This window comes from Nocardia nepalensis, assembly GCF_048910785.1.
Classification (GTDB): Bacteria; Actinomycetota; Actinomycetes; order Mycobacteriales; family Mycobacteriaceae; genus Nocardia; species Nocardia nepalensis.
This window is the reverse complement of the sequence record NZ_JBKBET010000031.1, coordinates 41,945-66,691: the sequence shown is the minus strand read 5'-3', so window position 1 is coordinate 66,691 and position 24,747 is coordinate 41,945. Positions and strand designations below refer to the sequence as shown.

Below are 24,747 nucleotides of genomic sequence, written 5' to 3'. Positions count from 1 at the left end.
GACGCACCGGCTTCATGGGCGGTAACGGCGAACGAGGCCGCTGAGCCGCATATTGTCGGCCGTTCACTGACCGCGTCCTTATTGCTCGGTGTGGTGGCTACGGATCGTGGGCAATAGCGCGCGGGCGTGGCGCAGGTCGAGCGGCGCGGCGTCGATGCTGTGGCCGAGGATCTGTTCTGCTTGTTGGACGCGGTATGTCAATGGTGTTCGGGTGGACGTGTAGTGGCCAGCGAGGACGTCGAGTGGGCGGCGCCCCGCCGAGCGTGGGAGGCGTCGAGGTGGGATCAGCGGAAACCGTTCAGCCCGGAGCCGGGCTCGCCGAGTGCGATGCGACAGTCGGCGACTTCCTGTCGGGACAACGACATGAACGAGATCCACACCGAGGCGAAAGACGCTGAGCCGGAGCAGACTCCGCGCCCTTGGCGGATCTGAACTCCGCTGGCGACACCTTTTGCTCTGTGACCGAAGGATGCAGCGAACTCCGCAATCGCTGCACGGTTGCATAGTCACCCCGAGTGCGGCACTCGCCGGTGTGTGCGCCTTTGTCGCGCCGTCGACCGTAACGGGTCCTTCGTGGCGTATCCGGTTGTGGTGATTGGGTTTCCGCTGCATATTCGCCCGCTCGCGGAGTACCGTTAGCTGTTGTGAGGAAATCGCGGATGGCGTGGTGGCTACTCACTGCGGCTACGGCCGCAACCGTCAGCGGTTGCGGTTCCGAACAGTCGGCGCCGGATACGACGAGCAACAGCGCGAACCCGACGCCGCATGTGGTTTCGGGATCGACGGCCGCGCGGACGACGGCCGCGAGCGATTCGAATGCCGTCGCATCGCAATGTCGGGCATCCGATCTGGCGGCCGCTCTCGGACCGGAGAGCGCGGCTGCCGGAAGTGTCGCCTTCCCGATCGTGTTCACCAACAACGGGTCTGGTCCGTGTTTACTCGAAGGTTTCCCGGGGGTCTCCTATGCCACCGGTCCCGATAGCGCACCCGTCGGTGCGCCCGCCGCCCGTGAGGGCGCCTCGTCGGGTCCGGTCCAGTTGGATCCCGGCGGTCAGGCGTCGGCGCTCGTGTTCGCGGTCAACGTGCACAACATTCCACCCGAGCAATGTCAGCCAACGGCGGTGCCGGGGCTGCGAATCTACCCGCCCGACAACACCGCATCGCTGTATCTCGAGCGCACCGCGACAGCGTGCGGTAACGGGCAGGTGACCACGACCCAGCTGAGAGTCCGCGCGGTCGTGGCGGGCGCCGGGGGCCAGTAGCTCGAACGGCGACGGGTTTCGTTGCGGCGTCACCGGTTACGAGGCGGTCACGAGAAACGCGTTATCGATGACGTGACCGCCCGCAGCCCTGGAGAATTGGTAGCAAACACCCGAAATCCGGTCCGCTCGAGGGCCGGTCGACCTCTTGGAGGGGATTATGGTTGATTCCCTTTTCGCCGATGTGTCCGAGTTCCAAGTTCCGGTCGATGATTCCTATCCGTATCAGATCTTTTCGTTGCGCTCCAACGATGGGACCTACCGGGACCACAACTTCTACACGAACTATGCCTGGGCCGCTGAAGCCGCCGACGCCGGGCGACTAGCCTGCTTCATCGTCTATTTCTATTGGCGGCCGAACTGGCTCGACACCGTCGACACCCACCGGAGCATGGTCGGCCAGGCGGGCGGCCCGCATCCGAAGATGATCTCCATGATCGATGTGGAATCCGGCGGCAATCCCGGCGGGGACCAGTCCGACGGTATCAACCGCGCCTATTGGCGGCTGGCCGACTGGCTGGGCTCCACCCGCCGGGTCATCGGCTATGCCAACCGGCCCGATTTCGACAGCATGTGGCCGGTGCGCCCGGATGGGCTCAATATGATCGGCGCCGGCTACGGCAGCAACCCCAACCTACCGGGCCAGATCGCACACCAGTACACCGACGGCCAGGGATATGGCGGTGGCCTGCCCGAGGGCGCCCCGCCCTTCGGGAACTGCGATATGAACTCCGCCGACGGATTCTCGCCGGAGGACTTCGCCAACCAGGTCGGTGTCGGAGTCGTCGCGCCGGATCCGGTGACCGACATGTGGATTCAATTCATGGGTATCGGCGGCAACGGCTGGCCGCAGCTGGCCGGTCACACCCTCGTCGACGGTGTCGCCACCGTCGGGCAGACCCTCGGGCTGCCGGGGTTCGCGCCACCGCCGGGGCCGACTCAGGTACCGCTGCCGCGTGACGCCGACGGCCGCATCCGCGACGAGTGGATTCAGATGCGGGGTGTACAGGGCGACGGCTGGCCACAACTCGGCGGGTGGTCCCTCGTCGACGCGATCGCGGCAATCGGACAGAAGCTCGATATCGCCGGCTTTCAGCCACCCACCCGATAGTGCCCTGACGGAGTATTTGCATGCCGACAATCGCCAGCACGAACGGTCGCTTCTTCGTGATCACCGACTCCGTGCCACAGGTCCGGGCGGCGCCGACGGCCGCCGCCGCGGGCGGCACCCTCGCCGCCCTCACCGCTGCCACGGTCGCCGAGATCACGTTCCCGGACGGGGCGTTCGCCGACGTACCAGCTTCCGACACAACACAAGCCGGACCGACCGCATGGTTCGCCACCTACAACGGCGGGGTCCGCGAGGGCTACGTCTTCGCCATCGACCTCACCACCGGACGGGTCTGGACCGAAAACGCCAACCGAGCCGCGGCACGGATCCGATTCGTCCTCGCCGCTACCGCATAAGCCGAATTGAGCGCCTATGTCGAAACATTGGGGCACCGCGATCACCGGGTACGCCGGAAGTACGGCAAAACAGTTCGGGGTGGGTGGCGCCGACCTCGGGATCCCATATGACCGGAGCCATTTCGGGCCGGGCCGGTCGGGATTCGTCTTCGGCGACACCTTCACCGGCGACAGTCAAGGCTCCGGCACGTGGCTCGGCTCGCCGATCCTGCTGTTCAGCCCCGACCTTCCGGATACCACTACCACCTTCACCGCAACGCCCGGCGGGGCGCAGGCAAGGCAGGCCCTCGCCTATACCCACAACGCCGACAACGGCTACGGGTTCGAGGTCACCCGGATTCCCAACGACGCCTACGTCGACCCGGATGGGCGAACATGGTTGACCTACACCAGCGTTCACGACTGGAACGCGCCCGATGATAGATACGGGGCATTGTTCTGCGGGCTCGCCTACTCCGACGACGACGGCGCCACCTGGACGGACTACGCGACCGTATGGCCCAACGACGGCAGCGACGGCTACAACGGCTGGAGCCCGTTCATGATGCAGTCCTTCGCCGGCATCGGGAACAACAACGGCGACGGCTACCTGTATGTCGTATCCAAGCAATGGGGGCGCAGCCACAATCGCGACGGCCCGATCCTGATGCGCGTGCCGTGGCGGCAGATCACCAACCGCGCCGACTATGAGTATTGGGGCTACAACGGCTCGACCTGGCGGTGGGGCAACCCGACACCCACCCCGTTGTTCGCGGGTATGGGGCCCATCGGGGAATTGAGCGTGAAGAACATAGCCGGAACCTGGGTCATGTCTTACTTCGATGTTGTCGGCTACTGCATTTCGACCCGCACCGCACCGGCGATCGACCGGGTGTGGACCAACCCGAGACGACAGATCTACGGCGCCGTCCCGTGGTGGCAGTTCTGGGTCCGCTCCTTTCCGCAGCTCTACGGCGGCTACATCCACCCCCGCTCCGCCTCGCCCACCGACGTGACGCTGTATGTCTCGCAATGGAACACCACCACGAACAACCCTTACTGGGTGATGCAATTCGACGGCATTACGCCCTAGCCACCCTGCTCCGACCTTTCGGACCTGTTTCACCCACGCGTCGAGATCGCCGCCGCGGCGCTCGACGAGGATCGCCGCGAACTCGCCAACGCGCCTGCCCCATAGGTCATTTCGGGGCAGGATGCGAGCAGCGGCGCCCGGCGGGCAGATCGGTGGGTCGGCTCACGATCCACGAGGTCAGCCGCCGCGAGAAGGGGCTGACCCGGTCGCTGTCGGCGCGGCCCTGGTTGAGGTTTCCGGGGGTTGCCACGCCCAGCAGCCCGGCCACCGCGCGCATTTGAATGCGCTAGGAGAAGTGTCCCCTTTCCGCCTGTTCCATCAAGCGCATGAACTCTTCGGTACGCATGTGGATGAGCGTCTCGTGGTCGCCGGCCTCGAAGTAGATGTCGGGTTGTGTACTCAGGCTTTCGTCCATCAGTGTCTGCATGCCGTAGGCGGTGCAGACGGGAGGGATGGCGCCGACTTCACAGTCTTTGAAGACTTCCCGTATCTCCGACTCGTTGGCCAGCGATAGACGCCGTCCGGTTTGGTCCCACAGTTTTGACAACCGCAGGTGATGCGTGGATGGCAGCACGGCACCGACGTACCCCTGCTCGTCTTCGAGCAGGATCGTCTTGGCGAGTCGGTCGCTGGGGATGGCCGCAGTTACGGCTGTCTCGGTGCTGCTATGGCTGTGCGGATGCCGAACGACTTCGTATTCGACGCCCGCATCGCGTAGACAGGTATGCACAGTAGGTGACATGGGCATCGCGGAACCTCCACTGGCTGGTTAGCACCACTTCTGAACCCGGCGGCCCTAGTCCTTCATCATAGTCCTGACACGCCTCGGCGAGGCAGCGCCGCACCATCCCATGACCTGGGCAGCCCGACTCCTCACCCGACGGCTGCGGCCCCAAGACGCAACCCGCGATGCTGCACGGGAAAGCAAACACCCAAAGTTGATGCACCGCAATGGGCGCGGGGATGGACGTCGAAGTTCCAGGTGCAGCCCTGATCGGTGTGTCCGTTGACGGTGCCGTTGGGGCCGGGAGGGAGAACACCACCCAGCCGACCTGGGGCACTTGCAGCGGCAGTATCAGCTCCGGGTCACATTGGCCGCCGCCGTCCGGACAGGCCAGTACATCGATGTTGTTCAGCGTCGAGGCGTCGGGTAGGTCGTAGTTCCACGTGCCGAAATACTTTGCCGCGTTCGCACCCGACCCGGTGTCGAGGGCACGGGGCTACTGCGACGAATGCGACGACCCCGTCGGCCCGCACTGCGGGATCTGCGGGTGCTCAGTGATAGAGAGCGTCGATGCTGTGGGCGAGGTTCTCGACGACTATCTTGCGGCGCAGTTTCATACTCGGTGTGAGATCACCGGAATCGATGGACAGTTCGTGGTCGATGATGTCGAACTTCTTGATCTGTTCCCAGCGATTGAGTTGGGTGTTCAGGTGGTCGACGTAAGCGGCGATCGCATGGTGGGTCTTCTCGTCCCGCGCGATTTCGGCGAGCGGTTTGTCTGCCAGACCATGCTTGCCGGCCCATTCGGTGATGCTCTGGGTGTCGAGGCCGACCAATGCGACGCAATAGGGTCGAGTCTCTCCGTAGACGATGAATTCCGCAGCGTACGGACACATTCCCTTGAACGTGGCGGCAATCGCGGAGGGCGCGACGTACTTGCCCTGCGAGGTTTTGAACAAGTCCTTCTTGCGGTCGGTGATGTGCAGGAATCCGTCTGCGTCGATCGCGCCGATGTCGCCGGTGCGGAACCAGCCGTCCGCGTCCAAAGCCTCGGCGGTGGCCTCGGGACGGTCGTGATAGCCACTCATCACACCGGGACTTCTGAGCAGGATCTCGCCGTCCTCGGCGATCTCGATCTCAGTGCCGGGGAACGGCTTGCCTACGGTTCCGAACCGGTACGCACCCGGGCGGTTGATGAACGAGGCGGCGGCTGTCTCGGTCAGGCCGTAGCCTTCGAGCACGATAATGCCGATCGCGTCGAACCACTGCGCGACATCGCGGTCCAAGGGGGCCGATGCCGAAACGAAGTAGCGCAACCGACCACCGAAGCGTTCACGGACTTTGGAAAGCACCAGCCTGTCGGCAACTGCGTGCTGCAAGGAAACCAACAACGACGGATCCTTGCCGGCCTGCCTGGCACGCGAGACCTTCAGGCCGACCCCGACCGCCCAGTCGAATAGCTTCTTCTTGATTCCGCCTTCTTCGGCCATCACGCCCTCAATACGGGCATGCGCCTTTTCGAAGATGCGCGGAGCGGCGGCCACGATGGTGGGATGCAATATCGTGAGGTTGTCCACGATCTTGTCCACTCGGCCGTCGATCGCCGTGGGAAAGCCGATCAGCGGTGACAGTGCCAACATCACCTTGCCGAACGCGTGGGACAGCGGCAGCCACAGAAAGTTCAGGTCGTCGGGGCCGAGAACCTTCAGAGCATCGATCGCTGCGGCGCTATACGTCCATGCGGAATGCGGCAGCCGAACCCCTTTAGGGGTGCCGGTCGTCCCGGAGGTGTACATGATGCTGCCCAGGTGCTCGGGCCGGATGCCGCGGATGCGGTCGGCGATCGCGTCGGGGGATTGGGCGAGCAGTGCGAGTCCGCGCTCTTCGAGGTCGTCGAGAGTGATCACCCAGTTCCCGTCGCCCTCACCGTCGAAGATCACCACCCGTTGCACGTCAGGCAACTCGGCGCGATGCTCGATCAGCTTGTCGACCTGTGTCTGATCCTCGGCAACGACGACACGGCTGCCCGAGTTGGCGATGATGAACGCGACGCCTGGGGCGTTGGTGGTGGGGTACACGGTGGTGGTGGCCGCACCAGCGCACATCACGGCGAAGTCGGCGAGTACCCATTCGTACCGCGTGGATGACACCAGCGCGACCCGGTCCTCGGCCTGGATTCCGAGCGCGATCAGCCCGGCGGCGAGAATGTCGACGCGATCACCGAACTGCTTCCAGGACACGCTGATCCAGCCCTCGCCGTCAAGGAATCGGAACGCCTCCGCGTCGGGGGTCACGGCGATGCGGTCGACCAGCATCTGGGCAACTGATGATGCCCGGTGCTCGATCTTGCCGAGATCGGGAAGTTCCTCGGATTCCCGGAGGAACGTCATCCCTTCATCCTACGGAGTCTCAGGCCGATTGATGAGGCGATCGGACGAATGGTGGCACCCTCGTATCGGAGCCCGTCACTCCATGCTCGGTGATGATCGCGAGCAGGAAGGCGTTCTCCGCGGGTCCTCCTAACGAGCCTGTGCACGCCGACGAGAAACGGGGCGGCCCGGACACGTCGCCACACGGAGCAAGCGCAGGATCAGAGCGCTGCGAGAGCGAGCGCGGCGACCCACAGCTCTCGATCGATCGGATCGTCCGGTACGCCGTGCTCGGCCGACCGGAACGTTTCCACGATATCGGCGCCGGGGTGGTCCCGGGATGCGGTCCAGAGGTTGCCCCGTGCGTCGGTGGTCCGCATCAGGGCCGCTTCCGCGTGGAATCCGAACCCCCACAGTGTCTGACGGGGCGCGCGCGAGAACACCAGCGTCGCCAAATCCTGGAACGGCGGATCAGCAGATGTCGGCTGGGTGAGAACACCGATCTGATCCGGACCCGCCAGGGTGAGGCCGAAAAACAGGGGAGTCGAGTCCCACTGCTCGTTGGCTCCGAGCAAGGTGGCGGTCACGGTGCGGATCAACTCATCGGACGGGTACAGAATCGTTCTCGACATGCCTGCCTTCCCGGATAGGCCGCGCTTGCCCGCCACGGTACTGGTTGCGGCGCAGGCATGGGCCGGGCCGCGGCGTAAAAGCTCGACGCGTCAGGTCGACGTCAGGCGCAGTCCGACCACATTTGGAAGGGACCGCGAATTCCGACGGCCCGTTTCGGCGAATCGAATTGCCTTGCTTTCGGCCTCGCGTAGAGACTGTCCGAACTCCGAGAACCATGACGGATCGGTGACCGATCCAGCCTACGGCTACGGTGGCCGGCTCATCGCTCTATGGTGCTGACATGAGGATCGACCGGTACCACGAATCGGATCTGGAAGTCGTGGCGCGTTTGCGTGCGCAGCTGTGGCCGGAAGGAACGGTCGCCGAGCACCGTGCCGACCTCGAGGAAACCGATACCGCCGCAGCTACAACGTTTCTCGCGCGCACAGACGACGGCGTGGTGATCGGCTTCGCCGAAGCGACGCTGCGGCACGACTATGTCAACGGGTGCGACACCTCACCGGTTGTGTTTCTCGAGGGAATCTATATCGAAACCGGTCATCGCCGCACGGGCGCGGCCCGTTCGCTGTGCGCCGCTGTCGAACAGTGGGGCCGCGACCTCGGCTGCACCGAACTCGGATCCGACGCGCTCATCGACAACGCGCTTGGTCGCGCTCTGCACGACGGGCTCGGTTTCGAGGAACGTGAACGAGTCGTCTGCTATCGAAAACTGCTTTGAGCAGCACTCGCTGATCAACTGCCCGCCGAGTCCACCTGAACACGATCCGCGCTGCCCGTGGGGTTCAACTCGGCTTCAGCACTGATGGCGTGAAATCCTTTGCGATACAAAGGGTTTCATGCTCCTCTGCGTCCAGAGGGGAAATGACCACTACGCCCACTTGCTTCACCAGCGGCAATTGCTCGCCGTAGGAGAATAGGCCGACCTGTGGCTCCGCCCTGGCGTCGCCCGTGGCCGGGCTCACGTATGCGCGCTCCAGAGCGTTGGCACCTCGAAAAGCTGGGCGTACCACTACATCACGACTGGGACGTGTCGAAGTGATGTGAGGGGCGGGCTGTTGCGCGCGCTGGTGTTGCGCCAAAATTGCGATTGGATCGAATGTCCGGTCCGCGAGGGGGCTACTGCCGGTGACGCCTGTCCGGGTTCCGGCTGCGATAGCGACATCAGGTTTTATTGGTTCCGGGGATTTTATTGCTCTACACTTGAAAGTCGAACAACAACCTCCGTCGCGCTCGCGACGATATTTTGCGAGAATAAGGGGATGGGCTTGTGAGTGCGAAGCCACCATTCGACTCTTGTCGCTCGTCTCCGGCGCCCGGTCAGGCGTGAGTAAAATCCGACCACTCACAATCTTTCATTTCGGTTAATTTGTCACCCGCCGCTCCCCGTGTGGATCGGCGAGTCGACGCGATGCCGATGTGATTAATTGCTGATTTCAGCGGTGCCGCTATTAATTCTACGTTTTCGGCGGCGCCGCTATTCAACTCTGCTCCGATCTGCACCGGGAGGTGCTGTGTCCGATTTTGTGGCGCTCTTTCTGCTCGCTGTTCGTTTCGTGGTGGCGGGATGGCTGCTTGCCGCTGCGGTCGCGAAATGGGTTGGGTTTTCGGAATTCGTGTCAGCCGTCCGCGCCTACCGACTGGTACCAGTGCAAGCAGTGCGGGCGGTGGCCGTCGGTGTCGTGCTGGCGGAGACGCTGTGCGCAGTGTTGTTGGTGACAGGTGCGCTCGTGACCGTGGCGGGGGCGGTGGCTGGGCTGCTGCTGGTGGTGTTTGCGGTCGCGATGGGCATCAATGTGCGGCGAGGGCGGCGGATCGCCTGTGGCTGCGCGAGTTCATCGGGTGACCGGGTGGTCAGCTGGGCGCTGGTCGCCCGCAACCTTGTTCTGGCCGTGGCTGTCGGGTTGGTGGCCGCGCTACCGGTCACGGGGTTATCGATGGGCGGGACCGGACCCGCGTGGTGGCCAGCCGGGCCGGTGCTGACGGTCTCCGGCGGGGACGGGCTGGCGGTGCTGGTGGCCGTCGCGACGGCGCTGATGGGCCGCCGACTGGCTGCCGCACTCGCGGCGGTCATCCGCGCAGATCGCGCCGTGGCCGCGGTGCTGGCGGAGCGTGCGTCATGACCGGCCCGTGGATGATCACGACCACCCTGCTCGCGGTACTGGTGATCGCGCAGGCCACCGTGGTGGTCGGGGTGCTGCTGCGGATCGCGCACCGGCTCGACCGGGCCGCCACCGTCCGGCAGGACGGGCCGCCCCACCCGGCCCCGGGCACTCGGTTACCGCAGCTGGACCTCACCGACAGCAACGGCCGGCCGCTGCCGAGCGATACGCACTCCCGTCTGCCGATGGTGCTGCTGCTGGTGTCGGCCGATTGCCCGCCGTGTCGGCGGCTGTTGGACCTCATCAGCACGTCCGGGGATGTCCCGGCAGTGTCGGTGCTGGTTGTGGCCGACGAGCGCAAACCGCTCGAGGTATCGCTGCCGCTGTGGGCGCGGTTGGCCTATCAGCGTGACGCCTCGCTCACGCGGGCGCTGGGCGCCGATCGAACCCCGCTGGCCATCGCGGTGGCCGCGGACGCCACTGTCACCGCCACCCGGGTCCCCACCAGCCCCGCGGATCTGACGCAGCTGGCCAGCTCCCTCACCCCCAACGCCGAAAGCCCCGGGGCAGCCCACCCCACGCCTCACACGAACGGCGGAACAGCAATTGTGCCAGCTGCTCCGCAACCTCTCGCCGGGCCATAGGAGAGGAAAACCTGGCACAGAAAGGAAAAATAACAATGACTACAAAAATGCACCGCGCCTTGGCCGCCGTCGCACGGACTATCCTGCCAGAGCTAAGAGTCCACGCCGACTGCCTCACCGACTGTGTAAGACAGATCGACAATCACTGCGTGGTCTGTATAACCGATTTGACCGCCCCTCCATGCCATACCCAATCATGTATTGACGCCCTAGCGTTCTGCGAGCGTAAATGCCTCTGATGGGTCCGGCTTCGGGTGACGCCTGCTAGGCGATCAGGTACCCGAAAACTCCTCTCCTGACTTCGGTCGATATTGCCCGGCGTACGACATGAAGCCAGGAGAGGTATGTCGGCGTCGAAAAGTGAAGAATGTGTCGTGCTGCGAATCTCGATTATCGCGTCGTGAGTACGCAGCCGCTGGGAAAGAAAGGGGGAATACGCATGCGGGTGATGCGCAGGCTGGTGTGGCTGCCGCTGCGCGGGCGACGGCTTCGGCTATCGACGGTCGCGCGCGTGGACCGGTTGCTGGTCGCGGCTATCGGGGAGGTAATGCGTGCGGCGCCGGTGGCGGTGGCGGGGCTGGCGTTATTGACCCTGGTGGCGGCGTTGCCGCCGGTAGCAACAGCCTGGTTGACCAAGAGGCTGGTCGACGGTCTCGCCGGGGTCGCGACCGGGCCGCAGGTTCTCACCATTGCGGTGGCGCTGGCAGGAACCGGGGTCGCCGCCACGGTGCTGCCGCAGCTGTCGGCGTTCGTGGCCGGACACCTGAATCGTCGGGTGGCTCGTACCTGCCTGGGGCAGCTGTATCGGGCGGTGAACCAGGCGCCCGGCATCGCGCGGTTCGAAGATCCGCAGTTCATCGACCACCTGCGGTTGGCGCAACGGTCCGGCGGGTTCGCGACCGCTCGAGTCGTGACGATCCTGATGGGCCTGGCAGGCAGTGCGTGCACCACGGCCGGGTTGCTCGCCAGTATGGCCGTGCTCAGCCCGGGTGTGACGATCATGCTGTCGGTTTCGGCGATTCCGGTGGTGATCGCTCAAATCTCGCTGGCGCGTCAGCGCTCCTGGCTGATGTGGACGATCAGCCCGGTCGAGCGCAGAGAAGTCGCGTTGGAGACTCTGCTATCCAATGTGCAAGCCGCCCAAGAGGTTCGCCTGTTCAACCTCGGCTCATGGCTGCAAGGCAAAATGCTGGCGGCGCGTGTCGCCGCCGACGCCCACCGCGCCGCCGCCGACCGGCGCACGCTACTGGTGCAGGGCGGATGCGGGCTGATCTCGGCTACCGCAGCCGGTATCGGGCTGGTGTGGGCGGTCAACGCCGCCGGCCACGGACAGCTCAGCGTCGGCTCGATCAGTTTGTTCATCTCCGCCACCGCCAGCCTGCTATCGGCATTGACCGCCGCCGCCACCGGCGTCGGTAGCCTGCACGAGCAACTGCTGTACTACCGACACCACCACACCGTCGTGACCAGCCCACCCGACCTCCCGATCGCGAACCGCCCGCAGCCCATCGCGCGTCTGCGGCGCGGTATCGAACTGCGGGACGTGTGGTTTCGCTACAGTCCGACCGGGCCTTGGATTCTGCGAGGCGTGAGCGCCACCATTCCGGCGGGTGCCGCTACCGCGGTGGTCGGCCATAACGGCGCCGGCAAATCGACGCTGATCAAACTGCTCTGCCGGTTCTATGACCCCACCCGCGGAGCCATTCTCTGGGACGGGGTAGACCTGCGCGACCTCGACCCCGCACAACTACGGGAACGCATCGGCGCGGTGTTCCAGGACTTCATCCACTACGAGTTGTCCGCCGCCGACAACATCGCGGTCGGCGACCTGTCGGCTCTCGGTGACCTGCCCCGTATCCGCGCCGCTGCCCGAGCAGCCGATATCGACACCGCCCTGCGCGAGCTGCCCGACGGCTACCACACCTACCTCACCCGCCAATACTTCTTCCTCAACAGCCACGATGAGGAACAATCCGGTGTCGTCCTCTCCGGTGGGCAGTGGCAGCGCCTGGCTGTCGCCCGTTCCCTGCTGGCCACCGACACCGACGTACTCATCCTCGACGAACCCAGCTCCGGCCTGGACCCCCAAGCCGAAGCCGACATCCACCACCTACTGCTCGAGCATCGCACCGGCCGCACCAGTCTGCTCATCTCGCACCGGCTCAACACCGTCCGCGACGCCGACACCATCCTCGTGCTCGACCACGGCCGCATCACCGAAACCGGCGACCACACCACCCTCATGACCCGAAATGGCACCTACGCCACACTGTTCCACCTGCAAGCCGACGGCTACCAACACCAGCAGCAGCCCCTCACCCCCCTCCAACCATGACCATCCACGGCCCTCTGCTTGCCGCCACCGTCGCTGTCGCTTCGACCGGCGCTCTGCTCGCCTGGGCGCGACGTCACCTGCTGCTGGTCACCGTGCAAGGACCCAGCATGCAACCCACACTGCACAACGGCGACCAACTCATCGTCCTACGCAACCCGCGGCGCCTGCACAGCGGCGACATCATCGTCCTCGAACCCCGCAGCCCCCACCGCCCACTCACCCAACCACGCTGGCTCATCAAACGCCTCATCGCCCTGCCCGGCGATCTCGTCCCCGCCCACCTGTTTTCCACCCTCCCCAATGAAACCACCGTTCCCCCAGGACATTTCATAGTCCTCGGCGACAACCCGGACCGCAGCTACGACTCCCGCCAACACGGCTACTTCACCACCACCAGCATCCTCGGCACCGTCATCTACCCCCGCCACTCGAATAAAACCCAGCCATAGCAGCGCGATTCGACAAACTCGCCGACCGTTACATCGTCACCAGCCCATTTCGCGGCCGTGTCATGTGTGGATGCCGCCGCGAAGCCACTCGGGCCAGGGGATGCTCCAATCGCCGTTCTGCCAGATGTCGAGGGGGTCGCCGCCGGTGTTGCGGACCTCGACTACGTCGCCTGGGATGACGAAGTCGTAGAACCATGCGGCGTCGTTGGGGGAGATGTTGAGGCAGCCGTGTGAGACGTTGGTGTTGCCTTGGGCCCACATGGTTGAAGCCAATTCGTGCACGAAGATTCCGTCGTGGCTGATGCGGACCGCGTGGTTGATGCTCGTGCGGTAGCCGAGCCCGGAGTTGGTGGGCAGGCCGTAGCTGGAGGAGTCCATGATCACCGGGTCTTTTCGGTCCAGCACGGTGTAGATGCCGGGGCGGGTCCAGAACGACATGGACCTGCCGCCCACGACCGCGGTCCCGCCCTTGCCCATCGATGTGGGCATGGTGCGCACCAGGTTTCCGTTCTCGAAGACCTCGATCTGTTTGGTGTCGTCGTCGGCGATCGCGACGTGCGCGGGCCCGATGATCACCGAAACCCGTTGGTCGCGCAGGCCGTAGCGGCCATCGCCGAGCGCGAGGCCGAACAGTTCGGCCTCGACCGTGATCCTGGTTCCAGGTGCGTGATAGTGCTGCGGCCGCCAGTGTGCGTTCTGATCGTCGAGCCAGTACCAGGCACCGGTGACGGCGGGCGCGGTGGTGACCTTCAGGTGGGGTTCCACCGCTGCCCGGTCGACGGGTTCGTCGAAATGAGCGACGAGCACGAAACCTACTCCGTAGGTGTCGTTTTCGGCCAGATCGACGAGATTGGCGGAGCGCAGACAGACGTCGACGAGCTGTTGCGGGTGCACAGTGGCGCAGGTTGTCGTCGCGGTGACGTCGCCGGTTTCGCCGTGAGCCACGGCTTTCACGGTGTAGGTATGTCCGTAGCCGAGCGGTTCGGCACTGGTCCAGGTTCGATGATCGGGTGCCGATGCGCCCGGCAGTGATCTGCCCGTTTCATCGATCCATTCGACCGACCGAAGCGTCCCGTCGGTGACGGTGATCGTGGCGGGGCTGCGCGCTTGGACATCGTGGCTGCCGGGTGGGGGATCGAATCGGATTGTGGCGGGTTTGGCTGGCGGCGCGGCTTCACGCGCCCACCCGCATCCGGTCAGAGCGAGGCCACCCGCACCGGCGAAGCCGATCAGCAGCCGACGACGTCCCAATGCCACCGTGTAGCTCCCTTCTCCGGGGTGCTGGGCCGACCTCTGTCGGTCAGCATGCGGCAGCTGAGCGCCGGCCGTGACGCCGACGACCACTATCTCCACCGATCCGTCGCACAACTGATACCGTTCGGCGATCGAGCCGGGTTCCCGTAAAACGGTCATCGGCGGTCTGCAGAACCGGACGGTCACGCGGTCTGGTGACGCAACGGTCAGCCGAAAACCCGGCTCAGGCCGCACGACGGTGACCGGCGGCCAACAGCACCGCGCTGGTGGCCTCGCCCGCCCGCAACCGCGACAGCGGAACGTCGGATGCGGTGTGCACCAGCAGCAGCACGCCCGCGCTCATCGAGGTCGTGGATCACCGCTTCGGTCAGCTCGGGACTGCGGAACTCCCGGGTCAGGGGATCCGCCGCGGCGACGGCGTTGCGGGCGGGCACGCCATCCGGCGCGACATGCCGCCCGCTCCACAGCGCCAGTTCGGTCTGGTATGCGGCGTCGTCGTGATGTAGCCGCGCGGCTTCCCAAAATGCCCGCACCAGCCTGGTCCGCGTGGCGCCGCCCACGATCTCGTGTACCAGCGCACCCTCGGCGGCACCGACCTCGACAATATGCTCGGTATGCGTCGGCGGCACCTCCCACGAGGTGACGCGCCGCCGAACGGTGCGCCGACGGGTAGTCGCTCTGGCCACCGCGATGACGTCGGCGGTAGGCGTTGTCGCGGTGAATTCGCTTATCCAGACGTCGATGCCGCCACGCTCCACTGCGACCACCCCCGCACGAAGAGCCGAAAGGCCATGGATCGAGGGCCTGGTGTCCTATTGATCGGTGACCGACGACGTGTCGGCCGCCCCGAGAACGGGACATTCGACCCCGCGATTCGGTCCGATGTCCTCCAGTGGCCGCACAGCTGGCGACCGCACGCTATCCACAGGTCCGCATGACGCGGAGGGTCGGATGCTGGGATGGAGGGATCGTGCTCGGAGTCGATCGGATCGAGTTGGAGACCAGAATCGATGAGATGATCGGTCGTCGGCCGATGGTTGGTGCGGTGGTGGGGGTGGTGCGCGACGGAAAGCTGGATTTCGCTGTTCGGCACGGCCTTTCGGATATCGCGACGCGGCGGCCGATCGACGAGGATACGGTTTTTCGGATCGCGTCGATCACCAAGACATTCACCGCGATCGCGGTGCTGCAACTGTGGGAGCGGGGCCTCGTCGATCTCGACGCGCCCGCGAATGACTATCTACGCGCCTACCGGCTGGTTCCCACGGACCCGAACTTCGGCCCTGCGACGCTGCGGCATCTACTCACCCACACCGCCGGAATCGGTGAAACCGTCCATCCGACAAGGCTTTTCCGTCCGGATTTCGGAGAGAGCGTCGCTCCGGGCGCACCGGTGCCGCCGCTGCGCGAGTACTACGGGGGTGCGCTGCGGATTCAGGCCGAACCCGGTACGAGGTGGACCTACAGCAACCATGGCTTCGCCACGCTTGGGCAGATCATCGAGGATGTCAGCGGGGTCGGGCTGGAGCAGTACCTGCGCGAACACCTCTTCGGTCCGCTCGGCATGCTCGAAACCGGCTCGAGCCCTCGGGATTTCACACGGGCTCAGCTGGCGACCGGCTACACCTTCCATCGCGACGGCCCCCGCCCGGTTCCGCTGCGCGAGATGGTAACGGTCGGTGCCGCCGCTGGATATTCGACCGCGCGCGATATGACCCGCTACCTCGCGGCGTTGCTGGGCGGTGGCGCGAACGAATACGGCCGGATGCTCGAATCGAGCACGCTGGCGATGATGTTCGAGCCGCAGTATCAACCGGATCCCCGGATACCGGGCATGGGCCTCGGCTTCTTCCGTGCGGAGCTGGGCGGCCACCAGGTGATCGAACATCAGGGCATCCTCACCGGGTTCGATTCTCAGATCTGGGCGGCGCCGGATGACGGTGTCGGACTGATGGCGTTCATCAACGGCGCGCATCGGGCACTGCTGTGGTTGCCCGCCGAGACGTCGGGTCTGATGCGCGGACTGCTCGGCGTCGGCGACGACGCGATCCGCACCGACGTCGCGCACCATCCGGAGATCTGGGACAAGATCTGTGGCCGCTACGACGTGCAGGGTCGGTTCACCGATGTGCGCGCCAGGGCGATGGTCGGTGCCGGGCTGCGGGTCGAGGTGTGTGGCGGGCGACTTGTCCTGCGGGTGCTCACGCCGTTGCCCGGCCTGTTCCGGGGGCTGCCGCTGCATCCGGATGACCCGCACGATCCGTGGGTATTTCGGCTCGATCTCGCCGATTTCGGGACCGGCACCCTGCGGATCGTATTCCGTCACAGACCGCGCGACGGCGCGACCGCGATGCATCTGGACGTAGCCCCGATGACAGCGCACAGACGGCCACACCGGTAGCCGAACATCGGAAGCGGCGCCGCCACGCTGACGGGTGGGCGGCGCCGCTGTCTCGGAGCAGCCCTGCTCACGGGGCCGATAGCCAGTCGGTCGACGGTCAGAGGTGCACGCTGACCCGGGCGATATCGTCCTGGCGGTGCGCGGTGACGGGGAAATCGGCGTCGATAATGAGACGCATCATCTTCGAATTGGTCGGCATGACATCGGCGACGAACCGCTCGATCCGCCGCTCCCGGGCCAGTGCCGCCAGCCGGTGCAGCAGATCGGTGCCGATGCCGTGCTCCTGCAAGTCGTGGGCGACCACCAACGCGACCTCCGCCGCCTTGGTCCCCGGCAACGTCACGAAGTTCGCCACGCCAACGAGCCGATCGTCGAGGAATGCGCCGACCGCACCATGCGCGCGATCGTTGCGAGCGATCGCGGCGGCGACCTTGTCCAGGTGTTTCGGCGCGGGTGTGAAGAAGCGAAAGATGCTGTCCTGCTGATCCATTCCGGCGTGCAGCTTGCGAATTGCCGGGGCGTCGTCGGGCCCGAGGCGGCGGATGGTGACGGTCGGGGCGGCGGTGGTCATGGTCGTGTTCCTCTCCGGAATTCGCCGACTGGTCCAGCGGGTGCCGACTTCGGCGGGCAGGTCATCGACGGTCGTCGTGTACAGGGTCGCTGTTGTGGGGTGGGTCACCACAGTGCCGAAAGACCTATCCGTGAAGCCTTTGGTCGAATGCCCGTCGGGGCTGGCGGCGGGGTCGGCTTGGTGCCGGCCGTCGTGTGGGGCGCCGTGCACAGTGAGCGGTCATTCCCGGGGACGGGCGATGATCACGGGGCAGTCGGCCGCATGCAGGACGGCTTGGCTGGTGGAACCGAGGGTCATACCGGCGAAGCCGCCGTCGCCGTGGCTGCCGACCACGATCAGTTGCGCGCGTTGAGCGGTGGCGAGGATGCGCTTGGCTGGGCGGTCCTCGGTGACCACTCGCTGGACGCGGACATCGGGGTACTTCTCGGTGTAGCCCGCCAGGCATTCGGCGAGCAGTTCCTCGGCCTCGTTCGCCATATCAGCGCGGGGGATATAGCGATTGAATTCCGACCAGGTGAGCACAGCCACCAGAGCCGCGCGACGCCGCGACGCCGCATCGAAGGCGACGTCGAGGACGCGGGTGCCGCCCGGGGAGCCGTCGACACCGACCACGACCGGGCCCAGCGCCCGTTCGGGTGCCACCGTCTCCGGGATCACCGCGACCGGGCAGTGTGCATGCCGGGCCAGCGAGGTGCTGACCGAACCGAGCAGTCCGCGCCGGAACGCGCCGAGGCCGCGGGTGCCGACGACCAGCAGCCGGGCCTCCTTCGATCGGTCGCACAGCACGGGTATGGGCGACGCCTCGACAACGAACGTCTCGATATCGATCCGGTGGATCGAATCCGCCACGGCGACAGCGGTTTTGCGTGCGAGCGCGACCGTGGCGGCACCGGCTTCGCGATAGGCGTCGTAGTCGATTTGATTGAAAGCGATACCCGGTCCGTAGTCGACAGGTGCACCGATCGCGTAGACGATGTGCAGGGGCGCGCCGTGGCGGGCCGCGTCGACAGCAGCCCACCGCAGGGCTTCGACGGAGTCGGCGGATCCGTCGGTGCCGACGAGGACGGGCGGATTGACGGTATTAGCGGACATGTGATTTCTCGGGTTTCTGGACTATCGGGTACCCGTAGGTTAAGAACTCCGCGGTGCCCTGCACGCCTGCACAAGGTCACAAACCCGAGGGCCCAAAGGCGGTGGCTGCTCGCCTCGCCGGGGCCACTCGGCCCATCCGGGCGATGACCTTCTTCTCTGCTCACGCCGCCGTCTGAGCGCGATGCTCGATGCTATCGAGTCGTCGGAACAGGTGACCGGCAATGACGGCGAAGGGACAGAACATGTCAGACGAAAGTGCTTCGCACGCCGAACAACCCGATGCACCGATCCTCGCGGCCGTCGACGGCTCGGCGAATTCGTATCAGGCGGTCGCGTGGGCGGCGGCCGAGGCCGCGTTGCATCATCGCAGGCTGCACATCCTCACCTCGGTGGGGATCCAGACGGGTTACGGACCCGGTGTATTGCTGACCGAATCCGACACCGAGCTGCTGCGTCGCGATGGCGAGCGCACCCTGACCGAGGCCACCCGCCTTGCACGGACGGCCGCGCCCGGCGACAAACCGGCCATCACCACCGAGGTGACGTTCGACCTCATCATTCCAACGCTGATCGAGCGCTCCGCGCACGCGCACATGCTGGTGGTCGGCAGCCGAGGCCTCGGCGCGTTCCAGCGCGGATTGCTCGGCTCGGTGAGCACCGCCGCCACCCATCACGCCCACTGCCCGGTCGCGGTGATCCACGAGAACGCGGCGCTCGACCCGGACTCGGCGACCCAGCCGGTGCTGGTCGGCGTCGACGGCACCGAGAACAGTACGCCCGCCGTCGAACTCGCTTTCGAGGAGGCATCGCACCGCAACGTGGACCTGATCGCCCTGCACGCGTGGAGCGATACCAGCGCGGTCGACCTGCCCCTGGCCAACTGGGAGACCGCACGCGGCTCGGCAGAGGCGGCGCTCGCCGAAAGCCTCGCGGGCCGGGCCGAACGCTATCCCGATGTGAAGGTGCACCGAATCGTGGTGGTCGACAGACCGGTTCGCTCGCTGCTCGACGAGTCCGCCAACGCCCAGCTGGTCGTCGTCGGCTGCCGCGGCCGCGGCGGATTCGCCAGTATGGTCCTCGGTTCCACCAGCAACGGATTGCTGCATGCAGTGCAGGTGCCGATGATCGTGGTGCGTTCGAACTGATCTCGAACACTCGGCGCGACAGTCGATCTCGACGGCCGCGCCGGATCCGGCCGCCATCGTCGGCGAACGCGAGAATGCGGCCGAGCCAGCCGTCGCCCCGGGATCCGCAGTGGCCCGCCGGTGAATTCGTTCCGCCCCTGATGAGCGGCCCGAAATCCAGTTCCTCGACGAGTCCGGCGGGTACGCCGGCATCGACCACCGCCAGCACCTCATCCACCAGGGCCGCGGTCTTCTCCGCCGAGCAGTAGGCGTCGTTGTCCGAGAGCGAGTTCTGCGGCAGGATCGCTTCGCGCAGTAACTGTCCGGCCAGCAGCATGCGTTCGGGTGCGGGCAGCGCGGTCATCCCGACAAGTTCGGTCAACGCGGTGAGCCGATCGGATCGGGCCGCATTGTGGACATGCCGGTCGGTGAACAGCTGCCTCGCATCTGTTAGGGCATTGGCCTTCTGTGGGTGGGACCTTCGCCTCTCACGACCCGGCTCCCGCGCGACGAGACTCGAAATGCGAACACCTGTCCGTCGATCGAAGGGAGGCTCGGTGATGTCCGTCGACACCGAGGTGATCGACCGCGCCGGTCTCGACCGTCTGGTGGATGTGCTGCGCGATGACGGGTATCGAGTCATCGGCCCCCAACTGCGCAACAGCGCGATCGTGCTGGACGAACTGGATTCGGGGAAACAGCTGCCCGGCGGTTGGGGCGTCGAAACCGCACCCGGCCGATATCGGGTGTATCGCCGCCCCGATGATGCTGTATTCGCGCATTCGGCCGGGCCGGGGTCGTGGAAGCAGTTCCTGCTTCCGCCGCGGCGCAAGGTGTGGGAGACCGGGCCGGACCTGAATCCGCGACCGGCCGAACAGGCCCGGGTCCGCATGGCATTTCTCGGCGTCCGCGGCTGTGACCTCGCCGCCATCTCGGTACTGGGGCGCGTGCTGGGCGGCGGCGCCCATCCCGACCCCGCGTACGTCGGACCGTCCGGCACTCGGGCGGCGGGGCCCACCGACACCCCGGCTACAGATCCCAGTGAGGGCCGGGACGACCGGGGCTTGCCCGCAGCCGATGACCAAACCCCGTTCGTCGTCGCGGTGAACTGTACGGAGCCGGGCGGCGTGTGCTTCTGCGCATCGATGGGCACCGGTCCGGGCGTGGCGCCCGGATACGACCTCGCCCTCACCGAGCGCACCGACGCCGACGGCCATCGGTTCCTGGTCGATATCGGCAGCGCGGTCGGCGCCCGAATTCTCGCGCAGGTCACCACTCGGCCGGCCGACGCGACCGAGGTTTGCGATGCGCGCGCGGCAGTGTCCGCAGCCGCGGGCCGGATGGGCCGTACCATGCCGGAGACCGATATCCGCACCCTGATCCGCGATTCCCGGGAGTCGCCGCACTGGCAGGATGTCGCGAGCCGCTGCCTGGCCTGCGCCAACTGCACCATGGTGTGCCCGACCTGTTTCTGCACCAGCACCGAGGACGTCACCGACCTCACCGGCGAGCACGCCGAACGCTGGGAGCGGTGGGCGTCCTGCTTCGAACTGGACTTCTCCTATCTGCACGGCGGCAGTGTTCGGCAATCCGGCGCGGGCCGGTACCGGCAGTGGCTCAGCCATAAACTGGGCACCTGGTATGACCAGTTCGGCAGCTCGGGATGTGTCGGCTGCGGGCGGTGTATAGCCTGGTGCCCGGCCGGTATCGATCTGACCGCCGAGGTTGCCCGGCTCGCCGAACTCGCCGAAGGAGTCGACGATGATCACCGTTGACGAATTGTCCGAGTTCGCCCGTCTGGCTTCGCTGAGCCCGGCGGAACTGGCCGTGCTGGCCGCGTCTGGACGTGAGGTGTCCTATCCGGCCGGGCACCGGTTGATCGCGGAAGGCCAACCCGCGCAACAATGCTGGCTGATCCGCCGAGGCCGGATAGTGTTGGACTCGCCGGTTCCGGGGCGCGGCGATATCGTCGTGCAGACCCTCGGCAGCGGTGACCTGCTGGGTTGGTCCTGGTTAGTGCCGCCCTACCGCTGGCATTTCGGCGCGGTGGCGGCCGAAGCGGTGGAGGCGATCGAATTCGATGCGGCGGCGCTGACCGAATTGGCCGAAGTGGACCCGAAATTCGGGTATGCGCTGACCTTGATGCTATTCGAAGCGTTACTCGATCGGCTGCAGGCCACCCGGGCCCGGCTACTCGATCTCTACCAGAACCCCGCCGAATCCTGCGTCGACTATGCGTGCCGAATAGGCGCCGGGCGAGGTGCGCGATGAATCAAGCATTGCGCGGCGATTCCCTGCGGAGTGGTCGTCGGGCTACAGGTGGCGTCGACACGGTGGCCCGCCCGACGCCGGTCGGCGAGGCGATGCTGCCGTACCGGGTGACCCAGCGCACCCAGCAGACGCGGGACACCGTGACGCTGCGGCTCGAACCGGTTGGTGTTGCGGTGCAACGCTTTCAGGCCGGTCAGTTCATGATGCTGTACAGCTTCGGCATCGGTGAGGTTGCGATCTCGGTCAGCGGCGATCCGACCGCGGACAGCGATGTGCTGGAGCACACGATCCGCGCGGTCGGGGCGGTCAGCGGGGCGTTGCACGACACCGGAATCGGCGGTGTGATCGGCGTGCGCGGCCCCTTCGGGGTTGGTTGGGATCTGGCCTCTGCGGTCGGGAACGACCTGGTCATCGTCGGTGGTGGGGTCGGCCTCGCACCGTTGCGCTCGGTGGTCCTCGGCGCTCTGGCGGCTCGCGCGGACTACCGGCGCGTCATTCTCGTCACCGGCGCGAGAACCCCGTCGAACATCCTGTTCGGGCGAGAGCAGAACGACTGGAAGACAGCAGGTTCGGTCGAACTCCACCAGACCGTCGACCATCCCGAACCCGGCTGGACGGGGCGGATCGGTTTCGTTACCGAGCCGCTGGCACAACTGCGGCTGGAACCGGGCCGCACCACCGCCTTCCTCTGCGGCCCGGAACCGATGATGCGATTCTGTGCACAGACCCTGTTACGCAAGGGAATTGCCGCAACCGATATCAGGGTGGCGCTGGAGCGCAATATGCAATGCGGCGTCGCGCGATGCGGTCACTGTCAACTCGGGACACTGTTGCTCTGCCGAGACGGCCCGGTCGTCGACTACGCGGTGGCCGAACCACTACTGGCCGTCCGGGAGTTGTGATGGATACGCCGACCCTCGCGGTTTGGAAGTTCGCCTCGTGCGACGGCTGTCAGCTGACGCTGCTGGACTGCGAGGACGAACTGCTGACCCTCGCGGGCCGGATCCGCATCACGCACTTCATCGAGGCATCCAGTGCGGTCGAGCCGGGGCCCTACGATGTCTCGCTGGTGGAGGGTTCGATCACCACCCCCGACGACGCGCGCCGGATCACCGAAATTCGTGCGCAATCCCGGATTCTGGTGACAATCGGCGCATGCGCGACGCACGGCGGGATCCAGGCGCTGCGCAATTTCGCCGATGTCACCGAATTCACCTCGGTGGTCTACGCCAGCCCAGAATACATTTCGACACTCGCCACCTCGACCCCGATCTCGGCGCACGTGCCGGTCGATTTCGAGCTGCGCGGCTGCCCGATCGACCGCCGCCAGCTACTCGATACCCTCGGTGCGTTCCTGGCCGGGCGCGCACCCGATATTCCGAACACCAGCGTCTGCACCGAATGCAAACGCCGCGGCACCACCTGTGTGTCGGTCGCCGACGGTATCCCGTGTCTTGGACCGGTCACCCAGGCCGGATGCGGTGCGCTGTGCCCGGCCTACCACCGTGGCTGCTACGGCTGCTTCGGACCGATGGCGAATCCCAATATCGGTGCGCTACTTCCCATCCTGCGCATCAACGGCATGGACCAGCCCGACATCGACAGAGTGTTCACGACATTCGCGGCGGCCGCACCGGCCTTCGCGGACAGGAGCCGTGATGAGTCACCGCAGTAGGCAATTGAAGGTCAGTTCGCTGGCCCGGGTGGAAGGCGAAGGCGCGCTGCGGGTCGTCGTCGCGGACGGGGTCGTCGAGAGCGCGGAGCTGAATATCTACGAGCCGCCCCGATTCTTCGAGGCATTCCTGCGTGGCCGCGCCTATACCGAGCCGCCCGATATCACCGCCCGCATCTGCGGCATCTGCCCGGTGGCCTACCAGACCAGCGCGTGCAATGCGATCGAGCAGGTCTGCGACATCCGGCTCGACGAGCCGCTGGCGAACCTGCGGCGGCTGCTGTACTGCGGCGAGTGGATCTCCAGCCACGCCTTGCACATTCACCTGCTGCACATTCCCGATTTCCTCGGCTATCCGGATGCGATCACCCTCGCCGCCGACCACCGCGAACTCGTCGAACAGGGCCTCGCGTTGAAGAAGGCGGGCAACATGCTGCTCGAGCTCATCGGCGGCAGGCCGATCCATCCGATCAATGTCCGGGTCGGCGGCTTCTATTCGGTTCCCGACCGCGCCGATTTCGCCCAGGTCGCCGAACAATTGCGCCGTGCACAGGATTACGCCGTGCACACCGCCCAATGGGCCGCCAGCTTCGATTTCCCCGAGGTCGAACTCGACCACGTACTCCTCGCCGCCACCGAACCGGACCGATATGCCATCGACCGCGGCGAAGTACACACCACCGACGGTCTCCACTTCCCCGCGGCCGAATTCCCGGCCCATGTCGTCGAGCAGCAAGTACCGCATTCCACCGCACTGCACGCCCGGCTCGACGGCAAGCCCTATCTGACCGGGCCGCTGGCCAGATACACCCTGAATTCCCGGCAGCTTTCGCCGACCGCCCGGCAGGTCGCGGCGGAAATCGGGCTCGGCGCGCAATGCCGTAACCCGTTCCGCAGCATCCTGGTTCGCGCCGTGGAGGTCGTCTACGCCGTCGACGAGGCGCTGCGGCTGATCGAAGGCTACGAACGCCCGCCCCGCCCCGCCGTACCCGCCGCACCCTGCGCGGGCGTCGGCCACGGTGTCAGCGAAGCGCCACGCGGATTGCTCTACCACCGATACGAGGTCGACGCCGACGGGATCGTCCGCGCCGCCACCATCGTTCCGCCGACCGCCCAGAACCAGGCCGCCATCGAGGACGATCTGCGCCGCGTCGTCGCGGCCAACCTCGCCCTCGACGACGCCGCGCTCACCACGCTGTGCGAACGCACCATCCGCAACTACGACCCGTGCATCTCCTGCGCCGCGCACTTCCTCGATATCGAAGTGGTGCACCGATGAGCGGGCGAATCATCGCACAGCGCGCACTGCGC

At 65.9% G+C, this 24,747-nt stretch carries 25 protein-coding genes; 16 read left to right on the top strand and 9 right to left on the bottom strand.

Annotated elements, in window-relative coordinates:
- Positions 1–78: 78 nt before the first annotated feature.
- Positions 79–201 (bottom strand): hypothetical protein, encoded by a 123-nt coding sequence (locus ACHQ4I_RS25085; RefSeq protein WP_420774291.1) that lies wholly within the window; start codon positions 199–201, stop codon positions 79–81.
- A 458-nt stretch (positions 202–659) separates the two neighbouring features.
- Here ACHQ4I_RS25085 and ACHQ4I_RS25080 point away from each other — a divergent pair, with 458 nt between their 5' ends.
- From ACHQ4I_RS25080 to ACHQ4I_RS25065, 4 genes are all read left to right on the top strand, one after another.
- Complete coding sequence (locus ACHQ4I_RS25080; RefSeq protein WP_420774290.1) at positions 660–1,262, top strand: DUF4232 domain-containing protein; 603 nt, start codon at positions 660–662, stop codon at positions 1,260–1,262.
- A 157-nt stretch (positions 1,263–1,419) separates the two neighbouring features.
- Entirely contained in the window at positions 1,420–2,370 is a 951-nt protein-coding gene (locus ACHQ4I_RS25075) for a hypothetical protein (protein WP_420774289.1), read from the top strand.
- A 20-nt stretch (positions 2,371–2,390) separates the two neighbouring features.
- Entirely contained in the window at positions 2,391–2,726 is a 336-nt protein-coding gene (locus tag ACHQ4I_RS25070) for a hypothetical protein (protein ID WP_420774288.1), read from the top strand.
- 16 nt (positions 2,727–2,742) lie between these two features.
- Positions 2,743–3,798 (top strand): DUF4185 domain-containing protein, encoded by a 1,056-nt coding sequence (locus tag ACHQ4I_RS25065; protein WP_420774287.1) that lies wholly within the window; start codon positions 2,743–2,745, stop codon positions 3,796–3,798.
- Between the two features lie 106 nt (positions 3,799–3,904).
- On the opposite strand, the gene ACHQ4I_RS25060 is transcribed toward ACHQ4I_RS25065, so the two are convergent.
- From ACHQ4I_RS25060 to ACHQ4I_RS25045, 4 genes are all read right to left on the bottom strand, one after another.
- Positions 3,905–4,066 carry a hypothetical protein gene (locus tag ACHQ4I_RS25060; RefSeq protein WP_420774286.1) on the bottom strand — a complete coding sequence of 54 codons (162 nt, stop codon included), beginning with the start codon at positions 4,064–4,066 and terminating at the stop codon, positions 3,905–3,907.
- Between the two features lie 18 nt (positions 4,067–4,084).
- Entirely contained in the window at positions 4,085–4,546 is a 462-nt protein-coding gene (locus ACHQ4I_RS25055; RefSeq protein ID WP_420774285.1) for an aminoacyl-tRNA deacylase, read from the bottom strand.
- 527 nt (positions 4,547–5,073) lie between these two features.
- On the bottom strand, positions 5,074–6,912 hold the full coding sequence (locus ACHQ4I_RS25050; protein ID WP_420774284.1) for an AMP-dependent synthetase/ligase: 1,839 nt from the start codon (positions 6,910–6,912) through the stop codon (positions 5,074–5,076).
- A gap of 200 nt (positions 6,913–7,112) precedes the next feature.
- Positions 7,113–7,523, bottom strand: a complete 411-nt coding sequence (locus ACHQ4I_RS25045; protein ID WP_420774283.1) for a hypothetical protein — start codon at positions 7,521–7,523, stop codon at positions 7,113–7,115.
- Between the two features lie 281 nt (positions 7,524–7,804).
- Here ACHQ4I_RS25045 and aac(6') point away from each other — a divergent pair, with 281 nt between their 5' ends.
- From aac(6') to ACHQ4I_RS25020, 5 genes are all read left to right on the top strand, one after another.
- Entirely contained in the window at positions 7,805–8,242 is a 438-nt protein-coding gene (gene aac(6') / locus ACHQ4I_RS25040) for an aminoglycoside 6'-N-acetyltransferase (RefSeq protein ID WP_420774282.1), read from the top strand.
- 793 nt (positions 8,243–9,035) lie between these two features.
- Complete coding sequence (locus ACHQ4I_RS25035) at positions 9,036–9,644, top strand: MauE/DoxX family redox-associated membrane protein (protein WP_420774281.1); 609 nt, start codon at positions 9,036–9,038, stop codon at positions 9,642–9,644.
- Positions 9,641–10,267: a TlpA family protein disulfide reductase gene (locus tag ACHQ4I_RS25030; protein ID WP_420774280.1), complete on the top strand. Its 627-nt coding sequence runs from the start codon at positions 9,641–9,643 to the stop codon at positions 10,265–10,267. Before ACHQ4I_RS25035 ends, ACHQ4I_RS25030 begins: the two co-directional genes overlap by 4 nt.
- 400 nt (positions 10,268–10,667) lie before the next feature.
- Complete coding sequence (locus ACHQ4I_RS25025) at positions 10,668–12,602, top strand: ABC transporter ATP-binding protein (protein WP_420774279.1); 1,935 nt, start codon at positions 10,668–10,670, stop codon at positions 12,600–12,602.
- Positions 12,599–13,051 carry a S26 family signal peptidase gene (locus ACHQ4I_RS25020; RefSeq protein WP_420774278.1) on the top strand — a complete coding sequence of 151 codons (453 nt, stop codon included), beginning with the start codon at positions 12,599–12,601 and terminating at the stop codon, positions 13,049–13,051. Before ACHQ4I_RS25025 ends, ACHQ4I_RS25020 begins: the two co-directional genes overlap by 4 nt.
- A gap of 60 nt (positions 13,052–13,111) precedes the next feature.
- On the opposite strand, the gene ACHQ4I_RS25015 is transcribed toward ACHQ4I_RS25020, so the two are convergent.
- Together ACHQ4I_RS25015 and ACHQ4I_RS25010 are read right to left on the bottom strand one after the other, a co-directional pair.
- Entirely contained in the window at positions 13,112–14,308 is a 1,197-nt protein-coding gene (locus ACHQ4I_RS25015; protein ID WP_420774277.1) for a L,D-transpeptidase, read from the bottom strand.
- 203 nt (positions 14,309–14,511) lie between these two features.
- Positions 14,512–15,072, bottom strand: coding sequence for a hypothetical protein (locus ACHQ4I_RS25010; RefSeq protein WP_420774276.1), 561 nt, complete (start codon positions 15,070–15,072; stop codon positions 14,512–14,514).
- 203 nt (positions 15,073–15,275) lie between these two features.
- On the opposite strand from ACHQ4I_RS25010, the gene ACHQ4I_RS25005 reads away from it, so the two are divergent.
- Positions 15,276–16,706, top strand: a complete 1,431-nt coding sequence (locus ACHQ4I_RS25005) for a serine hydrolase domain-containing protein (protein WP_420774275.1) — start codon at positions 15,276–15,278, stop codon at positions 16,704–16,706.
- Between the two features lie 97 nt (positions 16,707–16,803).
- On the opposite strand, the gene ACHQ4I_RS25000 is transcribed toward ACHQ4I_RS25005, so the two are convergent.
- Both ACHQ4I_RS25000 and ACHQ4I_RS24995 read right to left on the bottom strand, forming a co-directional pair.
- Positions 16,804–17,487 carry a GNAT family N-acetyltransferase gene (locus ACHQ4I_RS25000; RefSeq protein WP_420774274.1) on the bottom strand — a complete coding sequence of 228 codons (684 nt, stop codon included), beginning with the start codon at positions 17,485–17,487 and terminating at the stop codon, positions 16,804–16,806.
- 9 nt (positions 17,488–17,496) lie between these two features.
- Positions 17,497–18,369, bottom strand: coding sequence for a universal stress protein (locus ACHQ4I_RS24995; RefSeq protein ID WP_420774273.1), 873 nt, complete (start codon positions 18,367–18,369; stop codon positions 17,497–17,499).
- A gap of 242 nt (positions 18,370–18,611) precedes the next feature.
- On the opposite strand from ACHQ4I_RS24995, the gene ACHQ4I_RS24990 reads away from it, so the two are divergent.
- The 6 genes from ACHQ4I_RS24990 to ACHQ4I_RS24965 all read left to right on the top strand — a co-directional run bounded on the left by ACHQ4I_RS24990 (position 18,612) and on the right by ACHQ4I_RS24965 (position 24,715).
- Positions 18,612–19,514 carry a universal stress protein gene (locus ACHQ4I_RS24990; RefSeq protein ID WP_420774272.1) on the top strand — a complete coding sequence of 301 codons (903 nt, stop codon included), beginning with the start codon at positions 18,612–18,614 and terminating at the stop codon, positions 19,512–19,514.
- A gap of 539 nt (positions 19,515–20,053) precedes the next feature.
- Positions 20,054–21,268, top strand: a complete 1,215-nt coding sequence (locus tag ACHQ4I_RS24985; RefSeq protein WP_420774271.1) for a 4Fe-4S dicluster domain-containing protein — start codon at positions 20,054–20,056, stop codon at positions 21,266–21,268.
- On the top strand, positions 21,255–21,764 hold the full coding sequence (locus ACHQ4I_RS24980; RefSeq protein ID WP_420774270.1) for a Crp/Fnr family transcriptional regulator: 510 nt from the start codon (positions 21,255–21,257) through the stop codon (positions 21,762–21,764). Before ACHQ4I_RS24985 ends, ACHQ4I_RS24980 begins: the two co-directional genes overlap by 14 nt.
- A 92-nt stretch (positions 21,765–21,856) precedes the next feature.
- Complete coding sequence (locus ACHQ4I_RS24975; protein WP_420774937.1) at positions 21,857–22,666, top strand: FAD/NAD(P)-binding protein; 810 nt, start codon at positions 21,857–21,859, stop codon at positions 22,664–22,666.
- Positions 22,666–23,439, top strand: a complete 774-nt coding sequence (locus tag ACHQ4I_RS24970) for an NADH-quinone oxidoreductase subunit B family protein (protein ID WP_420774269.1) — start codon at positions 22,666–22,668, stop codon at positions 23,437–23,439. The genes ACHQ4I_RS24975 and ACHQ4I_RS24970 overlap by 1 nt, the downstream gene beginning before the upstream one ends.
- A complete protein-coding gene (locus ACHQ4I_RS24965; protein ID WP_420774268.1) occupies positions 23,423–24,715 on the top strand; it encodes a Ni/Fe hydrogenase subunit alpha in 1,293 nt (430 codons plus the stop codon). The genes ACHQ4I_RS24970 and ACHQ4I_RS24965 overlap by 17 nt, the downstream gene beginning before the upstream one ends.
- Positions 24,716–24,747 lie beyond the last annotated feature (32 nt).